This is a genomic window from Yersinia artesiana, assembly GCF_902726545.1.
In the GTDB taxonomy this organism is placed as follows: Bacteria; Pseudomonadota; Gammaproteobacteria; order Enterobacterales; family Enterobacteriaceae; genus Yersinia; species Yersinia artesiana.
The window spans coordinates 23,146-48,100 of the sequence record NZ_CACVAD010000036.1 but is presented as its reverse complement, the minus strand read 5'-3'; the positions used below and the strand labels follow the sequence as shown (position 1 = coordinate 48,100).

The following is a 24,955-nucleotide window of genomic DNA, read 5'->3' as shown; positions in this document are numbered from 1 at the left end:
CTTTAATATGAATAGATTAGCGTATATAAATGCGAGTGGTGAATATGATTGGATATAAATAGCCCATATTCTTATCAATATTTATCTCAAAGAATATGGGCGTTTTATTACTTACAGCACGCCTTGGGCCAGCATGGCATCGGCCACTTTGACAAAGGCGGCAATATTAGCGCCATGAACATAGTGGGTTTGCTTACCTTCTCCGCCATATTCGACACAAGATTGGTGAATATCCAGCATGATGTGGTGCAAACGAACATCAACTTTCTCTGACTTCCAACTCAGGCGAGCCGCATTCTGTGCCATTTCCAGGCCAGAGGTTGCAACCCCACCGGCATTGGCCGCTTTACCCGGTGCAAACAGCACACCGGCATCGAGGAAAGCATCGGTTGCCTGAATGGTTGTTGGCATATTGGCGCCTTCGGCAACGGCTTTAACCCCATTGGCAATGAGCTGACGGGCGGCAGGCAAATCCAGCTCGTTTTGTGTTGCACAAGGCAGGGCGATATCAACCGGCACGTTCCACGGTTGTTGGTCGGCTAAATAAACCAGATTACGTTCGCGCGCATAATCTTCAATACGGCCATAACGTTTGTTTTTAATCTCCGCCAAATGAGCCAGTTTTTCTGGTGTGAAACCGGCTTCATCAACTACAGTGCCACCTGAATCAGAAGCAGTAATGACTTTGGCGCCCAATTCCATGGCTTTTTCAATCGTGTATTGAGCTACGTTACCGGCACCGGAAACAGAAACTTTTCTACCTTCAAAACCTAAACCGTGGCGTTTTAGCATGGCGTCGGTGAAATACACTAAACCATAACCGGTGGCTTCCGGGCGAATCAGGCTACCGCCGAAGGAAAGCCCTTTACCGGTGAAAACACAGGCGGTGTTATTAGACAGTTTTTTCATCATGCCGGACATAAAGGCCACTTCACGGCCGCCAACACCAATGTCACCCGCGGGAACATCAGTATCCGGGCCAAGGTGACGGTAAAGCTCGGTCATCAGTGCCTGACAAAAGCGCATGACTTCAGCCTGACTTTTCCCTTTCGGATTAAAATCAGAGCCGCCTTTGCCCCCGCCCATTGGCAGTGTTGTCAGGGCATTTTTAAAGGTCTGTTCAAAACCCAGGAACTTAAGGATGGATAAGTTTACCGATGGATGGAAACGCATCCCGCCCTTATAGGGGCCAATCGCTGAATTAAACTGAACGCGCCATGCGCGGTTCACCTGGACTTTACCTTGGTCGTCAGTCCATGCCACGCGAAATTGAATCACTCGCTCTGGTTCGACTAAACGTTCCAGTAGGCTCTGTTCACGGTAATGGGGGTTTTGCTCCAGAAAGGGCCAAAGTGACGTGAAAACTTCACGTACGGCTTGGAGATATTCTGGTTGGTTGGCATCACGTTGTTGTAAAGATTCTAAAAATGACTCCAGAGAGGTTAAAGCATTCATCACTAATAATTCCTTGTACCAATTAAGACTCTCCTGACAGATTTTTGCAGCCTATTATTATTATCCAAAATAGTGAGGAGACGATGTTGTGCATCCTCGACTATATCACTGGTTTATATTCATGCCGCAAGGGATTTTGCTAAAAACTTAGCAGGGTTATTAATGTGTGGAAATATAGGGTGGGCGCGAAATTCAGCATAAAAAACGCCCGCTAATGGCGGGCGTGAGAGGAGATGATGCTAAGCTAATGTGATTTATGTAGCTTAATCGTCTTCACCATTTTCATCATCGCGCAGTGGTACGATGAGCATATCGACATGTACAGTGTTGATCAGTTGGCGTGCTGAAGACATCAACTTGCTCCAGAAATCCTGATGATGGCCACATAATACCAAGTCCATATCGTATTTCTTAATGGCATCAACCAGTACCTGACCCAAATCACCACTACCGCTCAGCGTTTGTTCAATTGGATAGCCTGCATTTTGAGAAAGCTCGGTCAACGCATTGTGTGTTTCTTCAGAAATGCGTTTCTGCATATCGCCAAGATTAACGTCGATCAGGCCGGTATAGAGATCTGAATAGTTTACATCAACATGGATCAGGGAAACTTTGGCATTGTACGGTCTGGCCATTGAGACCGCTTTTTCCACCAACACCTTACTTTCCGGAGATAGGTCAACCGCAATCAGAATGTGTTTGTAAGCCATAAGTAAACTCCTTCCATAATGTTAATTAATGGGTAAGCAAACATTCAACCTGTTGAACGGGTGCTAACGCGATATCGACATAGTACCATTATGACCCTTAACTGAAGTGTTTCACGGATCACAACACACTGTTTTGATGATGATCACTAAAGTCAGCGTATCTCTTTTTACACCAGACACGAACGAAATTCTACCACGCATGGCCCGAATGTATTGTCGCGGTGATTAAATTTAAAGCAGATCATTGTCTTAAGTATAGCGCTGTTCAGATAGTATGATATGGGTAATTTCATATTTGTGATGCAAATATAACCTAAAAATAATGGCGATTTGATTTATATAAATCAGTTAAGAAAGATTAATATTTAGGCAATGTTTTAGGGTGTAGTAAGACTTTTATGGGGTACAAAGTTCGTTATAAGTTAATACTAATCGATACTTAACAAACACCCAATTTGGCTTAATTTAGAGATTATCAGGCTATTTCTCATTTCATTTCCTACACTCTTAAAGGGAGTCCAACACGTTCAGATAGTGCGTCGAGTCAATAACAGTTCGAACCACAATCAGTGAGCGAACGATAGGGGGGAGTTTTTGAGGCCCTGGGGGTGTTTGTATCGGCTAGAGTGAGCGATGGCGCAAGGGGTTCAGGGGAATGGATCTGATGCGTGTGATATCGCTGGGAGGATGATTATGATCAGTACCGTCGCGCTTTTTTGGGCTTTGTGTGTGGTATGTGTGATTAATATGGCACGTTATTATTCATCTCTGCGTGCTTTGTTAGTGGTATTACGTGGTTGCGACCCGTTGCTGTATCAGTATGTTGATGGCGGTGGATTTTTTACCTCCCACGGTCAGCCGAGCAAACAGATTAGATTAGTCGGTTATATCTTTGCTCAACGTTATCTTGATCATCATGACCCGGAATTTATTCGCCGTTGTGAGCGGCTACGTGGGCAGTTTATCCTGACCAGCGCATTATGTGGTTTGGTTGTGGTCAGTCTGGTGGGCTTAATGTTGTGGTATTAGTATGAACTTTTGGCATAAAAACAGGTAAAAAGGCGACCAATAAGGCCGCCTTTTACTTTGCTCAAATTCGAGTGCGCTCAAATTCGAGTATAACTATTTCGCTGGATTTAGATAAACTTCAACGCTATCCAGTACAACCCGCCGGAAAGAAGAATTGAGATTGGCAAGGTCAAGACCCACGCCAACATAATGTTCTTCACCGTCTTACTCTGCACACCACCGCCATCCACCAACATGGTGCCGGCAACCGCTGATGAGAGCACTTGAGTTGTCGATACTGGCATACCGGTATAACTCGCAATACCGATGGAAACCGCCGCAGTCATCTGGGCAGAAACCCCTTGTGCGTAGGTCATGCCTTTCTTACCGATTTTCTCACCGATAGTCACTGCAACACGTTTCCAGCCAACCATGGTACCCAAAGACAGGGCCAGAGCGACGGCAACGATAATCCAGGTTGGTGCGTATTCCACAGTTTCTAACAAATCTGTACGCAGATTATTGAGGAAACGGCGGTCTTGAGCACTGGTTTCTGGCAGTTTGGCAACAGTCCCAGCGGTCTCAGCAACACACATCAGTAAGCGGCGCATATGGCTACGTTGATCGACCGTCAGGTCGTCATAGCTTTGCAGATTCGCTAACAGCGTCTGTGCATGATCAATCGCTATCATGGCGCGTGAACTATCACAGTGGAACTGTTCTGGGGTGTTTGGCAATGTATCTGGTGTCGGTACCAGTGGCTTCAGCGCGACAGCATGAGGCAATGCTTCAACATGCTGCTGATAATATTGTTGCAGATGAGTCACTGCATCGCGGGTGCGGGCAATATCATAGCCTGTTGCATTCATATTCACGACAAACCCAGCCGGAGCCACGCCAATTAATACCAGCATGATCAAGCCAATCCCTTTCTGACCATCGTTAGCGCCGTGAGAGAAACTCACACCAATAGCCGATAGGATCAGGGCTGTACGGGTCCAGAATGGCGGTTTACGTTTACCGTCTTTCTTTTCACGTTCAGCAGGTGTCAGGTGAATACGTTGCTGCTTCTTGGTTCCGTTCCAGTAACGACGTAACAGGAACACCATCAAACCGGCAATAACCAGACCCACAATCGGGGATAAGATTAATGACAGGAAGATTTGAATCATCTTAGGAACGTTCAGTGCATCTACCACAGATGTACTGGTCATTAATGCATTGGTTAAACCAATACCGATGATTGCACCAATCAGCGTATGCGAACTGGAGGCTGGGATACCGAAATACCAGGTGCCCAAATTCCAGATGATCGCCGCCAGCAGCATAGAGAAGACCATCGCCAACCCATGTGCCGAACTAACATTTAACAGCAGATCAGTAGGCAGTAAGTGAACAATGGCATAAGCCACGCTCAAACCACCCAGCATCACGCCGAGGAAGTTAAACACCCCTGCCATCACGACAGCCACCTGTGAACGCATGGCGCGGGTATATATTACGGTTGCAACCGCATTGGCTGTGTCATGAAAACCATTGATGGCTTCGTAAAACAGCACAAACAACAAAGCAAGAACTAACATTAGGCCGGTATGGAAATCCAGGCCAGCGAAAAGATGTAGCATAAGCGTTACGCCAGTTTGTGGACATGAACGCGGCGCATTATCAGTGACAATGGGGGGTGGGGAAAAGGAAAATATGACCTTTTTTTGACATGACCGCAGATGAATTCGTCTTTTTGCACAACATATGCATGTTATATCAGCAGGTTACTTAGTTTTACTCTATGAGACATTTTCTTACTATAGCTTCCTGAGAGTGGGCGACTTACAATCTCCCGCCGCTAATTTGTCGGTTGAATGAACAAATAGCATGCAGTTTGGCGAGAAAATGGACAATTTGCAGTGATGATGATTTTACTCAGTGAGGCCCAGTGTGGAACAGTTTGATGTGGTAGTGATAGGCGCAGGTGCTGCGGGCCTGTTTTGTGCGGCTCAGGCCGGGCAAGCCGGGTGCCGGGTGCTCTTGGTGGATAATGGCAAAAAAGCCGGGCGTAAGATCCTGATGTCCGGTGGTGGCCGCTGTAACTTTACCAATATGTTTGTCGAACCCGCAGCTTACCTCTCACAAAACCCTCATTTCTGTAAATCTGCTTTAGCACGTTACACCCAATGGGATTTCATTGACCTGGTGAATCGCTATAACATCGCCTGGCATGAAAAAACGCTAGGGCAACTGTTTTGCGATGATTCAGCCCAACAAGTGGTTGAGCTTTTACTGAAAGAGTGCGAATTGGGGCAAGTCACAATTCGACTGCGCAGCGATGTGCTGTCAGTAGAAAAAACCGAGACGGGTTTCGCGTTGCAGGTTAATGATTTAAAAGTAAGCACTCACTCACTTGTGGTGGCTTCAGGTGGGCTATCTATGCCAGGATTGGGTGCTTCCCCCTTCGGCTATAAGTTGGCAGAACAGTTTGGTTTGAAAGTATTGCCGACCCGCGCAGCACTGGTTCCTTTCACGTTGCATAAGCCTTTGTTAGATCATCTGCAAACCCTCTCAGGTGTTTCAGTCCCAGCGGTGGTGACGGCAGAGAATGGTGTCAGTTTTCGTGAGAGTATTTTATTTACCCATCGTGGTCTTTCTGGCCCGGCAATTTTACAACTTTCAAGCTATTGGCAGGCTGGCGAGTATGTGAGCATTAACTTACTTCCTGATACTGATTTAGACGCATTTCTGAACAATGAGCGGCAAGCTCATCCCAATCAGACGTTGAAGAACACGCTGGCTCAACTGTTACCTAAGCGGTTGGTGGAATGCCTACAGACGCTGGAGCAACTGCCTGATGTTACTTTGAAGCAATTAAATACACCGCAGCAGGCTGCGTTGGTGGCAAACCTACAACAGTGGCGGGTACAACCTAATGGAACAGAAGGTTACCGCACCGCTGAGGTCACGATCGGTGGCGTCGATACCCAAGAGCTCTCCTCCAAAACCATGGAGGCCCATAAAGTGCCTGGGTTGTACTTTATTGGTGAAGTGGTTGATGTGACTGGCTGGTTAGGGGGTTATAACTTCCAATGGGCCTGGAGTTCTGCCTGGGCCTGCGCACAGGCACTGGCGGCGAAGCAAAAATAAAGTTTGTGCACCTCATTCTTTATTCATAACGCGCCGGTTTTATAGAGCCAATGTGAAAGCAGTAGTGTAAAACCGGACATGGCAATATAAATACCGGCATAAATCAGATCGAAAGAAACCAGATAACTGATAATCAGAGGTGCCAGTCCTCCAACAATAGTGGATGACATATTGCAGGAGATCATTGCGGTATTTATCGTAATGATAAGTTGGGCAAGTAAAACTAACGGGGCAACATCACTGCGTAATATAAAATATAATTGAATGTAGAATATAATTAATCCTGCAACTCCGACATTTACTTTAAAACACTACGCAACGTAATCTATCAAATTTTAATAGGAGTTAGGTTGGTAATATATTAACTTAATAATAAATTACACATGAGGAATTAATATGGAAAGTGATTGGCACCCCGCAGATATTATAGTCACAGTAAAAAGAAGGGGTCATCACTCTATGCACTATCACGTCGCGCAGAATTAAACTCATCGACATTGAGTAATACCATTACGCGTAAATGGCCAAAAGGAGAAAAAATCATTTCTGATTTTTTAGGTGTAGAAGCAGCTATGATATGGCCTTCTCGTTACCAACATAAGCATAAAGAGCTATAGATTGATATCGTTTAGACAGCCAGTAGAATGGCAAAAAATTCAGCTGGCTGTCACTATATTTAAGTGCCGATTGTTTTACTAAAGCATCAGCATCCTTTGGATAGTTAACATAACGGCGTTCTCTGTATTTCTACCTGTGATGAAATTTGCGGCAGATTTAGTTTCTTCAAAAGCATTACGCATGGCGAAACTGAAGGTCGCTCTTTCCATTAATTCAATATCATTCAGACCATCACCAAATACCATGGTCTCGTCCTTATTAACATTTAATAAATTCTGTAGGATTTCGACTGTATGCCCTTTATGCACGCCGACATCAGCAATATCAATCCAGGCATCTTCAGAAACAACAATATAGGCTTTATCAAAGAATTCCTGCAGATGAGGTTTAAAACCAGGGCAGCGACCCTTTTCATCATAAATAGATATTTTGACAAAATCATGATTCACCTGATAAAAATCATCGACCTTTGTCACTTTGGCATATGACTTTTTAATTTTATCCTCCATTTCTTTAGAAACAGAGCTTTTAATAAAAGCGCCCTCTGATGTACAAGCAATAATAACGGGTTCTTTATTGATGGCTTCTAATTTAGCTATGATATCTAGCCCAAGTTTATTTTTAATCAGAGACTGATAAATATATTCGCCTTTATATTTTATTCTGGTGGCACTATCACCCAGAATCCAGAACTGTTCAGCATCGTCCTTGAACAGTTCTTCTACGCGCTCGCATTGTTTACCGGTACATACCGCAAAATGGACACCTTTCTGTACCATGATTTTTTTGACATTCTGAAACAGTTCTCGATCATAATCTCCTTTATCATCAAGAAAAGTGCCATCCAGATCGGTAATTATTAATTTTATCATTGTAGGATACTCTAGCTATTAAGGTATCCCTAAAGATTACAAAACATTATATTATTGTCACGCGAAAATATGTTTCTTTTTTGTAATATGTTCCATAGATAAAACAATATGTTTTTTATAATGTAGGAATTAATAAAAACTAGCCTTGCTGCTATTTATCTTTGCGTTTCTTGGTGGGGAGCTGCGTTCCAGACAGGTGTGGCATAGCCTGGCGCATAATATCAAGAAATGCTCTTAATCTGGCTGGGTAATAGCTGGCGTGAGGGTAAACCAAATATATCGGCAGAGGTAATCCATGCCAGTCGGGTGTCAAATGAGCTAACCGCCCTTGTTCGATGTCATTATTTACTACCCATGTTGACGCGATCCCTACGCCTAATCCTATCAGCGCGGCATTTCGTAATGCATATAGACTGTCGGTACTTAATTGCGGTTGTATAGAAAAACGATGTATTTCGCTATTTGTTTTATGGCTCAGAACAACTTCATTACGGTAAAACGTATTTAATGCCAGCCAGTGAAAATCCTGCAATTGCTCGGGGTGTGTGGGTAGCGGCTTATTGCCCAACAATTCAGGTGCGGCCACCACGATGCGTGGCACTTCAGCCAGTAGGATAGCGACAACAGATGGATCAGTGACAGAGCCAACTTGAATAGCGCAATCAATGCCTTCGGCAATAAAGTCGGGGCGGCGATCATTTAGCATCCATTCAACGGACATTTTCGGGTATTGGCGCAGGAAGTCTTTGAGTGGTTTGATTAATTGTTCTTGCCCGAAAGCATGTGGCACCAGAACACGCAGTAGTCCTCTGGGTTCATCAGTCGCACCACGTAGGTCATTTTCCATGGTATTCCAGCTCTCAACAAGCTGCTTGGCATGGGAATAGCAACGTTCGCCATCATCTGTCAGCTTCATAATATGCGTGGTTCGCTGCAATAACTTTAGGCCAAGCAACCGCTCTAATGTCTGCAAGCGGCGACTGATAGTCGGCTGGCTAGTGCCCAGACGTGCTGCGGCCGCAGACAAACTGCCCGTCTCGACGATACGAATAAATGTTTGCATCAACTCTATACGGTCAATGCCAGCTAAATTAGGTTCTGTCATACGTTAAGCGTATAACAGTTTTACCCTCCAGGCGACTACCAAGATAGGTCTGCACACGTAAAAATGCAGCCTCAATATCCTTACAGGTAGCCATCATGTCAGTCATTCAAACCGCATCAACTCACACTGAAAGTGCTGAGAAACCCCTTTCCGGCCGCAAAGTTCTGATGTTGGCAACTGGCGCAGGCCTTAGCGTCGCATCAATTTATTATAGCCAGCCGTTACTGGGTATTATGGGATCTGATTTACACGCCAGCGTAGGAACGGTCGGCTTAGTACCTACACTGACACAGATCGGTTATGCCTTGGGCTTACTGTTACTTGCCCCGTTAGGGGATCGCCATGATCGCCGGATGATCATTTTATTGAAAGGTATCCTGCTGACCGCCGCTTTGTTGTTCAGTAGTTTTGTCCCTGATATCAGTGCGTTGTTGGTGACCAGTTTTATTATCGGGATTGCCGCAACAATGGCGCAGGATATTGTTCCGGCATCAGCGACATTAGTCTCGGCAGCACAGCGGGGAAAAACGGTCGGTACTGTTATGACAGGCTTGCTACTGGGGATTTTACTGTCACGGGTGCTGAGTGGCTTTGTTGCAGAGTACTTTGGTTGGCGGTCACTTTATATGGGGGCCGCACTATCGGTCATTCTGATTACGTTGGTGATATGGCGCAGTTTACCGCGAGTACCGGCAAGCTCGGTATTGAGTTATCCGGCGTTACTCGTCTCAATGAGTCATTTATGGCTACAGTTTAAAGAGTTACGTCGGGCGGCATTATCGCAAGGGCTACTTTCTGTAGGGTTTAGTGCTTTCTGGTCAACACTGGCCGTAATGTTGCAGGATACCTATCACCTTGGCAGTGCTGTAGCAGGGGCGTTTGGCCTTGCCGGTGCCGCAGGTGCATTGGCTGCACCATTAGCCGGTTCATTGGCAGACCGCCGGGGGCCGCAAGTGGTTACGTTGATTGGCGCAAGCCTGGCTACATTGTCATTTGCTGCTTTGTTCCTTTTGCCACTGTTACCATTTCACCTCCAGATAGCACTTATTGTGGTCAGCGCCGTTGGTTTTGATTTTGGTGTGCAGGCCACATTGGTCGCTCATCAAACCATTATTTATAGTTTGGAACCCGCAGCCCGCAGTCGGCTTAATGCATTGTTATTTACCTGCGTGTTTGTCGGGATGGCCGTTGGTTCCTCCGTGGGTAGCTTGATACTGGAAAAAATGGGATGGGTTGGTGTAGTCGCCTTAATCACTCTGGCAGGGGCCGCTAGCCTGGCGGTGCGCTGGGGAGGTCGTCGAGCCAAATGAGAGATGTGCCAGTCATGGTATTGGTGACTGTTGTGATAGAGATACATGAGAAATCGCTTCGGGGTAGCATTCATTAAAGAAATATTTATTTCATTTATGTGAAATAACGAAACGGTGATGTTTCGGATAAACTCAAATACCAGGTGGATTAAATTCATTTAACTCTCATTAGTCTGGTTGATTTTTTTTAACACTAACAGCTTATCCGTGGCAGGTTAATAAGCGATTTTAGCTTAATAAGCGCATTGCGTGGGCTATCTGGTTTTTTTGGTTCTGACCTTTTGTCCTTGCAGGAACTTGCGATACACCGCACAAAACAAAATTTCTAAACAAAGTTATTTGAAACTTTTTTTTCAATAGCATAGAGTCTGCATATCGGCTGGTTTTTCGCCTGCCTGGCGGCTGGTCGCCTTGTTGGCTATTTTGGTCCCACAACAAGATAGCCCTTATTGATTGAGCGTATGGTTCGTTATGAGTTGTCTGGTTTAAGTCACTTTGAGCGAACCCTGCGATAGCAGCTATTGAGAAGAGGGTGAGACATGAAAATTGTGAGTAACTTTATCGGCGGGAAGAACTCCCTGAGCTCCAGCAATCAAACTGCCGATATCCATAATCCAGCCACCGGTAAGGTTGAAAGCCAGGTCACGCAAAGTACAGCCGAAGAAGTTCATCAGGCAATTGGCGTAGCTCATCAGGCTTTTGGCGATTGGTCACGAACCACCCCTCTGCGCCGCGCTCGCATTATGTTCAACTTTAAAACTTTGATTGAACAACACCGTGATGAACTGGCCGAGTTGATTGTTCGTGAACACGGCAAGGTCTATTCGGATGCTTTGGGCGAAATTACGCGCGGTCTGGAAGTGGTCGAGTTCGCCTGTGGTATCCCGCACTTATTGAAAGGCGAATATTCCGCAGACGTAGGAACTGGGGTTGATAGTTTCTCAATGATGCAGCCTTTGGGCGTTGTGGCCGGGATAACGCCTTTTAACTTTCCTGCGATGGTACCTATGTGGATGTTCCCCATTGCATTGACGTGTGGCAATACCTTTATTCTGAAACCGCCGGCACTAGACCCTTCTGCGTCGGTTCGTCTCGCCGAGTTGCTGACGGAAGCGGGCTTACCTGATGGCGTATTCAATGTTATTCACTGTTCAAATGAAAGTGCTGCACAGCTCTGCACAGATCCACGAATTCAAGCCGTAAGTTTTGTCGGTTCTTCTACTGTGGCCGAGCATATTTACACCACGGCCAGTGCGCACGGTAAACGTGTACAAGCCTTTGGTGCCGCGAAAAATCAGGCGATCATCATGCCAGATGCTGATTTGGATGCGACCGTAAATGCATTAATGGGCGGTGCTTTTGGATCAGCAGGCGAGCGTTGTATGGCACTGCCGATTGCGGTCGTGGTGGGTGACAGTACTGCGGATAAATTAATTGAAAAGTTAAAACCACTCATTGCCCGTCTGCGTGTCGGGCCAGGTATACAGCAAGGTGGAGAAGAAAACGAAATGGGGCCGCTAATTTCAGCGGCTCATCAGAAAAAGGTACTTGGCTATATTGATCAAGGTGTTAAAGAAGGTGCGACATTAGTCACAGATGGCCGTCATTATAAAGTTGCTGGTTATGAGCAAGGATACTATGTAGGTGGCACCCTGTTTGATCATGTCACCCCTGATATGAAGATCTACCAGGAAGAAATCTTTGGCCCAGTGTTAGGGATTGTCAGAGTACCTGATTATCAAACCGCAATTAATACGGTTAATAGTCATGAGTTCGGCAATGGGAGCGCAATTTTCACCAGTAGCGGCCACTATGCACGGCAGTTTGTACATGAAGTTCAGGCTGGGATGGTTGGTGTCAATGTGCCCGTGCCAGTACCAATGGCGTTTCACAGTTTTGGTGGTTGGAAGCGTTCCGTATTCGGTGCATTAAATGTTCATGGCACTGACGGAGTGCGTTTCTACACCCGTATGAAAACAACCACAGCCCGTTGGCCAACAGGTCAGCAAACAGTTTCAGAATACAGTATGCCAACGCTGGGTTAATGCTATCTGAGGGTGTTCGTTAGAATAATTTCATGCTGTTAACAGGAGAGTCATCATGTCGTCACTGCTTGCCAAATGTCAGCCGCCGGATGCTAATGGGCGTATTCAACATATTTCGCCGGAGAACGCCGGTTGGCGTTTTGTTGGATTTGATGTCTATCGCCTTACGGCAGGAAAGGTATTGATGCTGGATAGTGCTGAAAATGAACTCTGTCTGGTATTAGTTGCTGGTATTGCTTCGGTATCAACACAACGCGCTGAATATCCACATATTGGCAAACGCATGAGCCCGTTCGAACGAACACCGCCTTATTCTGTTTATGTTCCACACCATGATAGTGTGAAAGTCGTGGCGGAGACCGATTTGGAATTGGCGGTCTGCCGTGCGCCCGGTAATGGCCATTTACCATCTCGTCTGATTACGCCAGCAGATGTGGGAGTGGAGCGGCGAGGCAAGGGGCGTAACCAGCGGTTAGTACATAACATCTTGCCTGACGATAAACCCGCAGACAGTTTGCTGGTGGTTGAGGTTTATACCGATGAGGGGAATACCAGTTCATACCCAAGTCATAAACATGATCAGGAAAATTCGGCAGATGAAACCTATTTGGAAGAAACTTACTATCACCGGCTAAATCCAGAGCAAGGTTTTTGCATGCAGCGGGTTTATACCGACGACCGTTCACTGGATGAATGTATGCCGGTCTATAACCGAGATGTCGTGAAAGTGCCGAAGGGCTATCATCCCGTGGCGACATTAGCGGGCTATGACAACTATTATTTGAATGTGATGGCGGGGCCAGTACGGCTATGGAAATTTACCTGGGAAAAAGATCATGCATGGATCAATAGCGATCACTATCCGGTAGAAAAAAACTAAGCCGCTTTTTAAAGTATGAATTGAATGGGTAGACGAAATTCTACCCATTTTATTGATCCTGAAAGATTATATCTGGCTTGAAAGCGCCAGAGGGTCAAGCCTGAGGATTTACGATTTTGCGTTGTTGAGTGCCAATGAAACGGCTAAGGTTTGTGCCAGACACATAGAGGCAACCTGTGAACGGAACCCGTCAACCTGCGCTTCCCGCACCACAAAACAGACATCGCTGAAAGCCGCTAATGGGCTGACTTGACTATCAGTAATCGCAATTTGCTGCGCACCACTTTTTGCACCTAATTCAACCAGTTCCAAAGCTTCTTGTGCATAGGGTGAGTAGCTGATAGCAATCACTACGTCTTTAGGTTTTACCATGCTCAGTTGTTCAGCGAACATTCCGCCAAGCCCGTCAATCAGAAAAGCCCGTCGCTCCAAATGGCGTAATGCATAGGTTAGGTAAGAAGCCACGCTAAAAGAACGACGTAAGCCAATCACATAGATATTTTCAGCATTGTTTAACAATTCGACGGCTCTATCTAATTGTTCGGCGCTGGTTTGCACCGCCAGTTGCTGTAGAGCTTGCGCATTGACCATCGTAAATACATTCAGTATTTCAGCCGGTTTTTCTGGTGCAGTATTGCCATCAGTTGAGGTTTGACGGAATAACCGTGCGCGCTCGGTATAGTTAACGGTTTCTTCCATCAGATGTTGACGGAATACCTGTTTCATTTCGTTAAACCCACTGAAACCAAAGGCATTTGCAAACCGAATTAAGGTTGATGGTGGCACACTGGCTTGGGCCGCAATGGAAGCAACTGTATCAAATGCAATGCTGTTACTGTTATCCAGGATATAACGGGCAACTTGTTTTAAGCGTTTGCTTAACGTTTCATAACGATGACGAATCTGGTCTTGTAGCAATGATAGTTGAGTCGGGTTATTCATCCATTCAGCCCACGGCAGAGGAAAATTCAGGGGTTATCTGTCAGGTATTCTAACAGACGGTTGGAAAATTTCATTTCTTGATATTCGCTTTTGCTTTTATTTCATTGCGAATTAAAACCATTCACTAAACTATGATAAAGGAAACGGCTATAAGCAAAAGATATTACTTTATTAAGTTTGACAGAAATCAGGATTTTTTCAGGCTAATAAAGAATAAACCATGCAGATGGCAGCACAATGGCACCGACGTGTTCCCACGCCAGCGCCACTAAAGCTGTTTTAAATTCAGATGACTGGACGATAATCTCGCCAATAGCCTATTAGCGTTTGATAATTTTGTTTCACTTGCGCGATCAACTCGGCGTCATTTAACTCGCCTTGCAACCAATGGCGTGATGCCTGGCCGAAGATAGTGCGGCCGACAGCAAAACCTTTAACCCATGGTGCTTTTGCCGCGGCGGCAAAGCCCGCTTTTAATATAGCTTCTGGGGAATCCAACCCAAGAATCAATACACCTCGGCAATAGGGGTCTTGAGTTTCAATCAATTCACCTACTTTCTGCCAGTTCTCAGCGCTTAGCGGCGGCAGTTTCCACCAATCTGGTTGAATCCCTAGCGCATAGAAATGTGCCATGGTTTCAATATAATAACGTTCATCTTTGTCTTTATTGTCTTCGGGTAAAATCACTTCCAACAGTAATTCATGCCCCGACTTACAGCATCCACGGTAAACATCCAAAATCAGCTCATCCTGCTGTTGGCGCAGTTCCGCACTGTCTTTGGGATGATAAAACACCAGGCACTTCACGACATGTTCCAGCGGCCAATCAATGAGTTGGGAGCCAATATTGCCATGTTCAAGACGTAGTGGCCTTGAGCTGGGTAGCTCAATGGGGCGGCCTATCCACCACCCTTGGCCGGTAATGGTGTTGAGCGCTTCCTGGCCGTAAGTAGTATCTGCCAGAATGCCACTCTTATGCTCCAGCCCGGACTCTTGAGCTGCCTGTTGTGCGGCCTGTAGTAATAATGTTTTGAGTTTGGGGATGCGCCCTTCGCTCACACCCGCTTCTCGCGCCATATCAGCCAATTGTTTGCGGTGATCAAACGCAAACACGCAAAGCTCCGGCCACTGCTGTTTACGGGTGGTTACCCGATGCAAATGGTTAAGGTGAGCATCACGATCTGGGCGCGGAACTGAGTGCTCGCGACTGAGGTAATCGTCTAATTCAATTTTGGTTGGCATGGCAGGTGCGCAGCCGTGACGCGAAACAACCAGTGCACCGCAGGCGTTGGCGTAACGGCAAGCCTGTTCCCAACTCTCATCATTAAGATAGCCGCGTAGTAAACCAGACATAAAGGCATCACCGGCCCCCAATACATTGAGAACTTCAACGCGAACACCAGAATGGAGTTTGACTTGTTCCCAATTGGAGGGAATCGCCCCCTCGAATACTGAACAACCTTGTGCCCCGCGCTTGCAGACCAGTGTTGCCTGAGTGGCTTTACGCACATTTTGCAGCGCGACCAGGGTATCTGTACTGCCCCCCGCGATATGGAACTCTTCTTCAGTACCGACAATTAAATTGAAATGATGTAGAACTTCTTGCAGTTGCTGAGTCACTTTTTCTGATTCAATGAAACGTGTTTCACCGTCGCCAAGTGAGGTCAGGCCCCATAATACTGGGCGATAATCAATATCCAGAGCCGTTCGTAGCCCATGCTTATGCGCATATTCCAGCGCCTTCAATACAGCAGCGCGTGTATTTGGGTGTGAAAGATGTGTGCCAGTGATAGCCAATGCTCGTGATGATGCAATATAAGACTCATCGATATCATCTGGCGTCAGGGCCATATCAGCGCAGTTTTCACGGTAAAAAATCAGAGGGAAAGTTTCTTGATCTTTAATACCGAGAATAACCAGAGCAGTTAGGCGCTGCTTGTCAGTAATAAGAAAACGGGTATCAGCCCCAACACGTTGTAATTCCTCGCGCAGGAAGCGGCCCATATGTTCATCACCAACACGTGCCAACATACCTGACTTCAAGCCTTGAATTGCTGTGCCGTAGGCGACATTACCTGATGAACCGCCCAAATATTTGGCAAATGTACTGGTATCTTCCAGCCGGGAACCAATCTGTTGCCCATAAAAATCGACGGCAATTCGGCCGATACATATGACATCCAGCACTTTGTGTTGTGTACCCATCCCCATTTCCTTCTTTTAAAACCTCGACAATGACCGATGAAATAAACCCGTAGTAATGTTTCTGAAATCAGTATGAGGAATAAATATTTCAATTTCAAGATTAAATGAAATTTATACCCCAATTATGTGACCTGACTAAAAGCCTTATATCACGCACGAGAATGGGGCTTACACTAAAGGATTGTGCCAGTTATTGATGGTTTTATGAGTAGGAAATAGGAAGTATTGATGAGTGATATTAAGTTAATAATATCAATTTATTAGATTCATTTACTGCTGGTTTGTAATGCCACTATTTCACATGAGTTAATGCGGGTGTGATGGTTTCAGTGTTTACCTGATTATTTGATCTTCATCGCAAAATGAAATGTTTCTTCTGTAATGTGATTTTATGAAAAAAATATTTGTTTATAATCCCTGCTATGTTTCACCTCACTGTTGTATCGCGCAAACAGAGCAAAGGATGAATAAATGAATAAGATTCGGCTAACCACTGCACAGGCATTAGTCCGGTTTTTGGACAATCAATACCTGCAAGTTGATGGTCAGGAAATCAAATTTATCAAAGGGATTTTTGCTATTTTTGGTCATGGTAACGTACTGGGCGTCGGGCAGGCACTGGAACAAGACTGTGGCGAGCTAGTGGTTCATCAAGGGCGAAATGAGCAAGGAATGGCTCATGCAGCGACCGGTTTCGCCAAACAAAAGTTGCGTCAGCAAATCTATGCTTGTACTTCATCTGTTGGGCCGGGCAGTGCCAACATGGTGACCGCCGCCGCAACTGCAACAGCTAACCGTATCCCCTTACTATTGCTTCCTGGTGATGTATTTGCCTCACGCCAACCCGATCCCGTGCTCCAGCAAATTGAACAATCTCATGATCTGAGTATCAGCACTAATGATGCCTTCAAACCTGTCAGTAAATACTGGGATCGCATTACGCGGCCAGAGCAACTGATGAGCGCGTGTATTAATGCCATGCGGGTACTGACTGACCCGGCAGAGACTGGTGCTGTAACGCTATGTTTGCCGCAAGATGTACAGGCTGAAGCCTATGATTATCCTGATTACTTCTTCCAAAAACGTGTTCATCGCCTTGACCGGCGGCCTGCCAGCGCAGCAATGCTGGCTGATGCTATCGCTTTATTGACCTCAAAACGTAAACCGATTTTGGTCTGTGGCGGCGGCGTAAAATACTCACAGGCCGGTCAGGCATTGCAACGATTTGCTGAATGTTTCGGTTTACCATGGGTCGAGACACAGGCGGGCAAAGGCACAATTAGCTCCGAACATGAGCTCAATCTCGGCGGTATTGGTGAAACAGGTTGCCTGGCGGCGAACACCTTGGCGAAGCAGGCTGATTTGGTGATTGGTGTTGGCACCCGCTATACCGACTTTACGACATCATCGAAATGGTTATTTCAGAACCCGGATGTTTCATTCCTCAATATTAATGTCAGTGCTTTTGATGCTGGTAAATTGGATGGTTTGCAATTGCTGGCGGATGCGCGTGAGGCATTGTCTGCATTGCATCAACAACTTGGCAATAGTGGTTATCAGGCGGGTTGGGGCGGGGAAATTGCCCGAATGCGTGCTGAACAATTAGCCGAGACAAAACGGGTCTATCAGGTGGAATACCATGCCGAGGATTTCACCCCTGAAATTAATGACCATTTAGACCGTGAGCAGGTCTTTGGTGAGTTTATTAATAAAACCGGTTCTTTCCTGACACAAAGCCAGGTGCTGGGTGTTCTGAATAATCAATTACCTCAAGATGCTGTCATTGTTGCGGCTGCTGGCAGCTTACCCGGTGATTTACAGCGGGTATGGCGCACAAAAGGCAATAATGGCTATCACGTCGAATATGGTTACTCGTGCATGGGCTATGAAGTCAACGCTGCATTGGGTGTGAAGTTGGCCGAACCTAACCGCGAGGTCTACTCGCTGGTGGGTGATGGTGCCTTCATGATGCTGCATTCTGAGCTGGTTACTTCCATTCAAGAACGCTGCAAAATCAACGTCATATTGTTCGATAACATGACAAATGGCTGCATCAATAATCTCCAGATGGAACATGGCATGGACAGCTATGCCACTGAATTCCGTTTCCGTAATCAAGAAACGGGCCAATTAGACGGCGATTTTGTTCCGGTAGATTTCGCCATGTTGGCTGCTGCTTATGGCTGTAAGACATATCGCGTTGCTACAGAACAGCAACTACTTGATGCATTGACCGATGCTCGCTTGCAGACAGTTTCCACCTTAATAGACATAAAAGTTCTGCCAAAAACCATGGTTCATAAATACCTGAGTTGGTGGCGGGTCGGGGTTGCTCAGGTTTCTGATAGTGAAAAAACGGACGCAGTGGTACGGGAGCTGGAAAAGAATATCGCCAAAGCCCGTGATTATTAATGCTAATTAAATGATCTGGATGTGAAGTCATAAAATGAGCAGGGATCACCTGCAAACCAAACTTCATGAGGGAAATAATATGTCATTAAATATTGGTGTGATCGGAACCGGTGCTATTGGTCAGGATCACATTCGCCGGTGTAGCAAGGTGTTGCAGGGTAGCCGTATCGTTGCCGTGACCGATATTAATCGCGAAAGTGCCACTAAAGTTATTCGTGACCTGGGTATTGAAGCGAATGTTTATGCTGATGGTTATGAAGTTATTAATGCCAAAGAAGTCGAGGCGGTGCTGGTCACGTCGTGGGGGCCAAGCCACGAAGAGTTTGTATTGGCAGCAGTTGCTGCGGGCAAATATGTATTCTGCGAAAAGCCTTTGGCTGTAACTGCTGAAGGGTGTAAACGCATTGTAGAGGCTGAAGCGGCACAAGGTAAGCGCTTGGTTCAAGTTGGGTTTATGCGACCTTACGACCAAGGTTATCGCGCACTGAAAGATGTGATTACCAGCGGGAAAATTGGTGACCCATTAATGCTGCATTGCGCCCATCGCAACCCCAGAGTTGGTAATAACTACACCACAAGTATGGCTATCACTGACACTTTAATTCATGAAATTGATGTGCTGCGCTGGTTGCTTGATGATGATTATGTCTCGGTTCAGGTTGTTTTCCCGCGTAAAGCTAAACATGCTAAAGCTCACCTGAGAGACCCGCAAGTCGTGCTATTTGAAACGGCAAAAGGCACGCGTATTGATGTTGAAATCTTTGTGAACTGTCAATATGGCTATGATATTCAATGCGAAGTAGTGGGTGATAGCGGTATTGCAAAATTACCGGAACCTTCTTCAGTATTGCTGCGTAGTGAAGCGCGGCTATCAAATGAGATTCTCACCGACTGGAAAGATCGTTTTATCGATGCCTACGATGTTGAGTTGCAAGCCTTTATCAACGATGTGTTAGCTGAAAAGCTCACTGGGCCTTCTGCCTGGGACGGCTTCGCGGCGGCGGTTACTGCTGATGCTTGTATTGCCGCGCAGGAAAGTGGTCAGATTGTCCCAATAAGCTTGCCGCAACGACCCGATTTTTATGACAAATAATATCAATATCTATTGTCTGTGCGTCAGCCGATAACTTGTCGCATAGCGCTATTTTTTACATCAAAGGGTGGGAAATTAATCATTTTTAATTGTACTCATCTGTATAAATTAGATGTATCGCAGAGGTTTATTATGAATAAAGATCGTGTGAAGTTGGCAATCGCTCCTATTGGTTGGACAAACGATGATATGCCAGATTTGGGCAAAGAAAATACCTTCCAACAATGTATCAGTGAAATGGCACTGGCCGGGTTTATCGGTAGTGAAGTTGGCAGTAAATATCCACGAGACCCTAATGTATTGAAACCTATGCTTGAACTACGCGGTATGCAGATTTGCAATGCCTGGTTCAGCACTTTCTTTGCTGATGGTCAACGCGCTAAAACTATTGATGAATTTACTAATCACATGAATTTCCTCCATGCGATGGGGGCTAAAGTTATAGGCTGTTCTGAACAAAGTAAAAGTATTCAGGGAACCACAAAAGCTATCTTTGAAGAGAAACCTTACTTTACTGACACTGAATGGCAACGTGTTGCAGAGGGTTATAACGAGTTAGCCAAGATCGCGGCAACGAAAGGGATGCAGGTATGCTTACACCATCATATGGGGACTGGCATCCAAACCACGGAAGAAATTGATCGTTATATGAGTATGGTTAACGACGATGTTTATCTGCTATTTGATACTGGGCATGCCTATTATTCCGAAGGTAGTCAGGAAGCGATGTTAGCTATTTTAGAAAAATACTTACCGCGTATTAATCATGTTCATCTAAAAGATGTTCGTGATGAGGTGGTCGCGGAAGTTAAAGCGAAAAAACTCAGTTTCCTTGATGGTGTGAAAAAAGGCACATTCACTGTTCCCGGTGATGGTGTTATTGATTTCCGCCCAGTGTTTAAATTGTTGGATGAAAAAGGCTATCAAGGATGGATGGTGGTGGAGGCAGAGCAAGACCCTGCGATTGCGAATCCATTGGAATATGCAGTAAAGGCACGGCGTTATATTAAAGAAACCGCGGGTATTTAGTTATTTTTGTCGCCAGCCTGCATTCATCACATCAGGGAATAAGTTATATCTCTTATCCCCTGATGGTTAGTTTGGTAAATTTATTCGTCCCATATGGTGAGCATCAATAAATTGGCCGTCACGAAAAGCATAACGCGGGCTGGTACCTTCAATTTCAAAGCCAAATTTACGATAAAGGGCAATTGCCGCCAGATTATCGACAAAAACAGTTAGTTCAATACGTTGTATATTCAGCCAGTTATCACATAAATCAATCATGGCTGCCATCAATGCACTGCCGACACCTTTCCTGCAAGAGTTAACATCAACAGCAATACCAAAAGTTGCCACATGACGGCGGCGTGCACGCTGATTTGCTTCAACAGTCAGTTGACCAACGATCTCTTCATCAATACATGCCACTAAATTATGCATCCCAGTGGGTATTTCTTTGATCTTTTTAGCCCACATCTCAAGCGAAGGTAGGGGAAGTTGTAACGTGTCACGATAAACCTGTGGATGTGAAAATAGCTGCTGCAAGGCGGGATAATCGCTGAATTCCACATGGCGTATCTGCACATTTTCCATAAACATACCCTTACTCTTACTGTTTGAATTACCTACTAAAATATCGTTTTATTCACCGGAGTCAATAATATTGCGAGTGGCTAAAAAAAACACTTTACAAGTGAGAGTGATAATGATTATCATTGTCGTGCTTTCAGATGAGACCATCAAAGTTTAGGTGTTCACATTACGAAGGCACGACATTGCTCACATTGCTTCCAGTGTTTACTTAGCCAGCCGGGTGCTGGCTTTTTTTTTGCCTGTTTTTCCGCTAATCGCTTCAAATTCAAATCATTTGTCCCTTAACTTATGAATCAGTCGAATTTTTTGAACAGAGGAGTGAGTTTTTTGCGCTTTCATATTCTCCCGCGACATCTAGACTAAAGAAAACGTTGAGGAGAACTGAACATGATTTATTTACGCAAAGCAGAAGAACGTGGACATGCTAATCACGGTTGGCTGGACAGCTGGCATACCTTCTCATTCGCCGATTATTACGATCCAGAATTTATGGGTTTTTCAGCACTACGTGTAATTAACGAAGATGTTATCGACGCCGGTCAGGGTTTTGGTACCCATCCGCATAAAGATATGGAAATTCTGACTTATGTGTTGTCCGGTACGGTTGAGCACCAGGATAGCATGGGTAACAAAGAGCAAATCCATGCGGGTGAATTTCAGATAATGAGTGCTGGCACGGGGATTCGCCATTCAGAATATAATGGCCGCGATGACCAACCGCTGCATTTGTACCAGATTTGGATTATCCCGAATAAGACCGGTTTGGAGCCACGTTACGAACAGCAAATGTTCGATATCCCGCAAGGGCGGCAGTTGGTGTTATCACCGGATGCCCGCGATGGCTCGCTAAAAGTGTTCCAGGACATGACGTTATGGCGCTGGGCATTGAAACGTGAAGAGCAGTCAATTTATCAGATTCAGGCAGAGCGCCGTATCTGGATACAAGTTGTGCGAGGTAATGTGTCTATCAATGGTCACCGTGCGGGCACCAGCGATGCATTCGCTATCTGGGATGAAGCTGCTCTTTCTATTCATGCCGATGAAGACAGTGAAATCTTGCTGTTTGATTTACCGCCAGTTTAAGTTTGATCATCCTGAGTAAAAAAGGGTATGTGCATCGCGCCATACCCTTTTCTTTGCTAGAATGGCACCCCGTTTACTCTGCCTCAGTTCATTGATAATGAAGAAAAAAAGGCCAGTGCTACAAGACGTTGCCGATATGGTTGGGGTCACTAAAATGACGATCAGCCGTTATTTGCGCAATCCGGAGCAAGTTTCCGTCGTTTTGCGGGAAAAAATTGCACTGGCGCTAGACGAACTTGGCTATATCCCCAATCGTGCCCCCGATATCCTTTCCAACGCTACCAGCCACGCTATTGGCGTATTACTGCCATCATTAACCAACCAGGTTTTTGCCGAGGTGTTGCGAGGTATTGAAAGTGTGACAGATGCGCATGGCTACCAAACCATGTTGGCACATTACGGTTATCAGAAAGAACGGGAAGAGCAGCGGTTGACCTCGCTGCTTTCTTACAATATTGATGGATTGATTCTTTCTGAGCGGCACCATACGGCGCGTACTTTGAAAATGATTGAGGTTGCGGGCATTCCTGTTATTGAACTGATGGATTGTTCATCACCTTGCATTGATTTAGCCGTGGGTTTTAATAACTTTGAAGCCGCAAGACAGATGACTCAGCAGATTATCGCTAAAGGCCACCGTTACGTGGTGTATTTTGGTGCGCGTCAGGATGAGCGAACGGTGATTAAGCAGCAAGGTTATGAGCAGGCGATGCGTGAGTCCGGCCTGACGCCGATGAGTGTGATGACCAGCCGTTCCTCATCTTATTCTGCTGGAGCGGAGCTATTGCGCGAAGCTCAGGTGAATTATCCGCAGATTGACAGTATTTTTTGCACCAATGATGACCTGGCCATTGGCGCGGTATTTGAATGTCAGCGCCAGGGGCTTTCTATTCCGCATGATATGGCGATAGCCGGTTTCCACGGGCATGATATTGGTCAGTCAATGGTCCCGAAACTCGCCAGTGTACTGACTCCGCGCGAAAGAATGGGGCAAATTGGAGCAGAGCGCTTACTGGCCCGGCTACGCGGAGAGGTGGTTACACCCAAGATGGTTGATGTGGGCTTCACCATCCTCCCCGGCGGCAGTATCTAAATCGCGGTAGTTATATACTAATGCTATATAACTAATGCTATATCACCATTGCTAATAACAGACAGCCGACCAATCCGCAGACGGATATAATGGTTTCCAGCACTGACCATGATTTGAAGGTCTCGACGATAGTCAGGTTGAAGTATTCTTTAAATAGCCAGAAACCCGGGTCGTTGACGTGAGAGAAAATCACACTACCTGAACCCACCGCGATAACCATCAATTCAGGGCTGGCACCGGTGGTGGCAATGAGAGGGGCCACAATCCCCCCAGCTGTAATGGCGGCCACCGTCGCAGAACCCAGCGCAATGCGTAGCACGGCTGCAATCGACCATGCCATTAGAATTGGTGATAGCCCGCTGCTGTTCATCATGCTGGCGATGTAATGGTCAACGCCGCTGTCGACTAAAACCTGTTTGAAAGCCCCGCCACCGCCGATAACCAATAGCATCATCGCAATGATTTTGATGGAGTCGGTCACAGTATCCATCACCGATTCCATGGAGCGACCACGGTTTAAGCCAAAGGTGAAAATTGCGATTAACACGGCGATCAATGTGGCGATAACCGGGTCACCGAAGAATTCGGCATAGGAGAGCACCGGATGCCCTTTGGGCAAGATCATCTCTGCCACCGCCCGCAATGCCATTAAAATAACCGGCACCAGCGCAGTGCTGACACTGACGCCAAAACTTGGCATCTCTTCATCGGTAAACGTTTTTGGGTTATACAGCCCTTCTGGCACCGGTTTATCAATACCTTTCAGGAAGCGAGCGAATACCGGGCCAGCCAGAATGACGGTTGGGATAGCCAGCAACGTTCCATATAACAGGGTCTTACCCATATCGGCGTGGAAAATGGTGGCAATAGCGGTTGGGCCGGGGTGAGGGGGTAAAAAGCCGTGAGTCACTGACAGCGCTGCGGCCATCGGGACACCCACATATAACAATGGAATGCGGGCTGAAGCGGCGATACTGAATACCAGCGGCAGCAACAACACAAAGCCGACTTCATAGAATAGGGCGAAACCGACAGTAAAACCGGTGAGTACCACCGCCCACTGAATGTGTTTTTTACCAAATTTATCAATCAGAGTAGTGGCGATTCGTTGAGCGCCGCCGCAGTCCGCCAGTAATTTACCGAGCATGGCACCGAAGCCCATAATCAGCGCCAGGCTGCCCAGTGTGCCACCGACCCCTGCTTTGATTGAACCGACGACCTTATCGACCGGCATCCCTTGCATGACACCTACCGCCAGCGCGACCAGTATCAGCGAGATAAATCCGTTGAGTTTGAAACGGATCATCAGTAACAGCAGCATGGCAACGCCAACCGCGACAATGACTAATGGCATAGTATTTCTCCATTTATTTTAGAGTATATGTATCGCTTT

Annotated in this window: 20 protein-coding genes and 1 pseudogene; 11 read left to right on the top strand and 10 right to left on the bottom strand. The window is 46.1% G+C overall.

What is annotated here, in order from left to right; genetic code table 11:
- Positions 1-111: 111 nt before the first annotated feature.
- Together gdhA and uspA are read right to left on the bottom strand one after the other, a co-directional pair.
- Positions 112-1,455 carry an NADP-specific glutamate dehydrogenase gene (gdhA, locus tag HU019_RS13435; RefSeq protein WP_050076668.1) on the bottom strand — a complete coding sequence of 448 codons (1,344 nt, stop codon included), beginning with the start codon at positions 1,453-1,455 and terminating at the stop codon, positions 112-114.
- Between the two features lie 263 nt (positions 1,456-1,718).
- Complete coding sequence (uspA, locus tag HU019_RS13430) at positions 1,719-2,165, bottom strand: universal stress protein UspA (RefSeq protein WP_005157389.1); 447 nt, start codon at positions 2,163-2,165, stop codon at positions 1,719-1,721.
- Positions 2,166-2,858: 693 nt separating this feature from the next.
- Here uspA and uspB point away from each other — a divergent pair.
- The gene (gene uspB, locus HU019_RS13425) at positions 2,859-3,194 is read left to right on the top strand and encodes a universal stress protein UspB (RefSeq protein WP_005187112.1); all 336 of its coding nucleotides are present in this window, start codon (positions 2,859-2,861) and stop codon (positions 3,192-3,194) included.
- Between the two features lie 107 nt (positions 3,195-3,301).
- Here uspB and pitA read toward each other — a convergent pair whose 3' ends face one another.
- A complete protein-coding gene (gene pitA, locus HU019_RS13420) occupies positions 3,302-4,798 on the bottom strand; it encodes an inorganic phosphate transporter PitA (RefSeq protein ID WP_174848001.1) in 1,497 nt (498 codons plus the stop codon).
- Positions 4,799-5,108: 310 nt separating this feature from the next.
- Here pitA and HU019_RS13415 point away from each other — a divergent pair, with 310 nt between their 5' ends.
- Positions 5,109-6,308 carry a BaiN/RdsA family NAD(P)/FAD-dependent oxidoreductase gene (locus tag HU019_RS13415; protein WP_174848000.1) on the top strand — a complete coding sequence of 400 codons (1,200 nt, stop codon included), beginning with the start codon at positions 5,109-5,111 and terminating at the stop codon, positions 6,306-6,308.
- A gap of 23 nt (positions 6,309-6,331) precedes the next feature.
- On the opposite strand, the gene HU019_RS13410 is transcribed toward HU019_RS13415, so the two are convergent.
- Positions 6,332-6,478: a hypothetical protein gene (locus tag HU019_RS13410; RefSeq protein WP_174847999.1), complete on the bottom strand. Its 147-nt coding sequence runs from the start codon at positions 6,476-6,478 to the stop codon at positions 6,332-6,334.
- A 226-nt stretch (positions 6,479-6,704) separates the two neighbouring features.
- Here HU019_RS13410 and HU019_RS13405 point away from each other — a divergent pair.
- Positions 6,705-6,925: pseudogene (locus HU019_RS13405) on the top strand (helix-turn-helix domain-containing protein).
- Positions 6,926-7,003: 78 nt separating this feature from the next.
- Here the strand turns inward: HU019_RS13405 and HU019_RS13400 are convergent.
- On the bottom strand, positions 7,004-7,798 hold the full coding sequence (locus HU019_RS13400; RefSeq protein ID WP_174847998.1) for an HAD-IIB family hydrolase: 795 nt from the start codon (positions 7,796-7,798) through the stop codon (positions 7,004-7,006).
- 151 nt (positions 7,799-7,949) lie between these two features.
- On the bottom strand, positions 7,950-8,903 hold the full coding sequence (locus tag HU019_RS13395) for a LysR family transcriptional regulator (protein WP_174847997.1): 954 nt from the start codon (positions 8,901-8,903) through the stop codon (positions 7,950-7,952).
- A 95-nt stretch (positions 8,904-8,998) separates the two neighbouring features.
- On the opposite strand from HU019_RS13395, the gene HU019_RS13390 reads away from it, so the two are divergent.
- The 3 genes from HU019_RS13390 to iolB all read left to right on the top strand — a co-directional run bounded on the left by HU019_RS13390 (position 8,999) and on the right by iolB (position 13,138).
- The gene (locus tag HU019_RS13390; RefSeq protein ID WP_174847996.1) at positions 8,999-10,213 is read left to right on the top strand and encodes an MFS transporter; all 1,215 of its coding nucleotides are present in this window, start codon (positions 8,999-9,001) and stop codon (positions 10,211-10,213) included.
- 539 nt (positions 10,214-10,752) lie between these two features.
- A complete protein-coding gene (locus HU019_RS13385; protein WP_174847995.1) occupies positions 10,753-12,258 on the top strand; it encodes a CoA-acylating methylmalonate-semialdehyde dehydrogenase in 1,506 nt (501 codons plus the stop codon).
- A gap of 55 nt (positions 12,259-12,313) precedes the next feature.
- The gene (gene iolB, locus HU019_RS13380) at positions 12,314-13,138 is read left to right on the top strand and encodes a 5-deoxy-glucuronate isomerase (RefSeq protein ID WP_174847994.1); all 825 of its coding nucleotides are present in this window, start codon (positions 12,314-12,316) and stop codon (positions 13,136-13,138) included.
- 108 nt (positions 13,139-13,246) lie between these two features.
- Here the strand turns inward: iolB and HU019_RS13375 are convergent, their stop codons facing one another.
- Both HU019_RS13375 and HU019_RS13370 read right to left on the bottom strand, forming a co-directional pair.
- Positions 13,247-14,080: a MurR/RpiR family transcriptional regulator gene (locus tag HU019_RS13375; protein WP_174847993.1), complete on the bottom strand. Its 834-nt coding sequence runs from the start codon at positions 14,078-14,080 to the stop codon at positions 13,247-13,249.
- A 285-nt stretch (positions 14,081-14,365) separates the two neighbouring features.
- Positions 14,366-16,285 carry a bifunctional 5-dehydro-2-deoxygluconokinase/5-dehydro-2-deoxyphosphogluconate aldolase gene (locus HU019_RS13370; RefSeq protein WP_174847992.1) on the bottom strand — a complete coding sequence of 640 codons (1,920 nt, stop codon included), beginning with the start codon at positions 16,283-16,285 and terminating at the stop codon, positions 14,366-14,368.
- Between the two features lie 471 nt (positions 16,286-16,756).
- On the opposite strand from HU019_RS13370, the gene iolD reads away from it, so the two are divergent.
- The 3 genes from iolD (at position 16,757) to iolE (ending at position 20,819) form a co-directional block, all read left to right on the top strand.
- Complete coding sequence (gene iolD / locus HU019_RS13365; protein ID WP_174847991.1) at positions 16,757-18,697, top strand: 3D-(3,5/4)-trihydroxycyclohexane-1,2-dione acylhydrolase (decyclizing); 1,941 nt, start codon at positions 16,757-16,759, stop codon at positions 18,695-18,697.
- Positions 18,698-18,776: 79 nt separating this feature from the next.
- Positions 18,777-19,790 carry a bifunctional inositol 2-dehydrogenase/D-chiro-inositol 1-dehydrogenase gene (gene iolG / locus HU019_RS13360; protein ID WP_174847990.1) on the top strand — a complete coding sequence of 338 codons (1,014 nt, stop codon included), beginning with the start codon at positions 18,777-18,779 and terminating at the stop codon, positions 19,788-19,790.
- A 132-nt stretch (positions 19,791-19,922) separates the two neighbouring features.
- Positions 19,923-20,819, top strand: a complete 897-nt coding sequence (gene iolE, locus HU019_RS13355) for a myo-inosose-2 dehydratase (RefSeq protein ID WP_174847989.1) — start codon at positions 19,923-19,925, stop codon at positions 20,817-20,819.
- Between the two features lie 66 nt (positions 20,820-20,885).
- On the opposite strand, the gene HU019_RS13350 is transcribed toward iolE, so the two are convergent.
- The gene (locus tag HU019_RS13350) at positions 20,886-21,386 is read right to left on the bottom strand and encodes a GNAT family N-acetyltransferase (RefSeq protein ID WP_174847988.1); all 501 of its coding nucleotides are present in this window, start codon (positions 21,384-21,386) and stop codon (positions 20,886-20,888) included.
- Between the two features lie 387 nt (positions 21,387-21,773).
- On the opposite strand from HU019_RS13350, the gene HU019_RS13345 reads away from it, so the two are divergent.
- Positions 21,774-22,469 (top strand): pirin family protein, encoded by a 696-nt coding sequence (locus HU019_RS13345; protein ID WP_005174799.1) that lies wholly within the window; start codon positions 21,774-21,776, stop codon positions 22,467-22,469.
- A 97-nt stretch (positions 22,470-22,566) separates the two neighbouring features.
- Positions 22,567-23,562, top strand: a complete 996-nt coding sequence (gene gntR / locus HU019_RS13340) for a gluconate operon transcriptional repressor GntR (RefSeq protein ID WP_174847987.1) — start codon at positions 22,567-22,569, stop codon at positions 23,560-23,562.
- Positions 23,563-23,599: 37 nt separating this feature from the next.
- Here gntR and gntT read toward each other — a convergent pair whose 3' ends face one another.
- Positions 23,600-24,916 (bottom strand): gluconate transporter, encoded by a 1,317-nt coding sequence (gene gntT / locus HU019_RS13335; RefSeq protein ID WP_174847986.1) that lies wholly within the window; start codon positions 24,914-24,916, stop codon positions 23,600-23,602.
- Positions 24,917-24,955 lie beyond the last annotated feature (39 nt).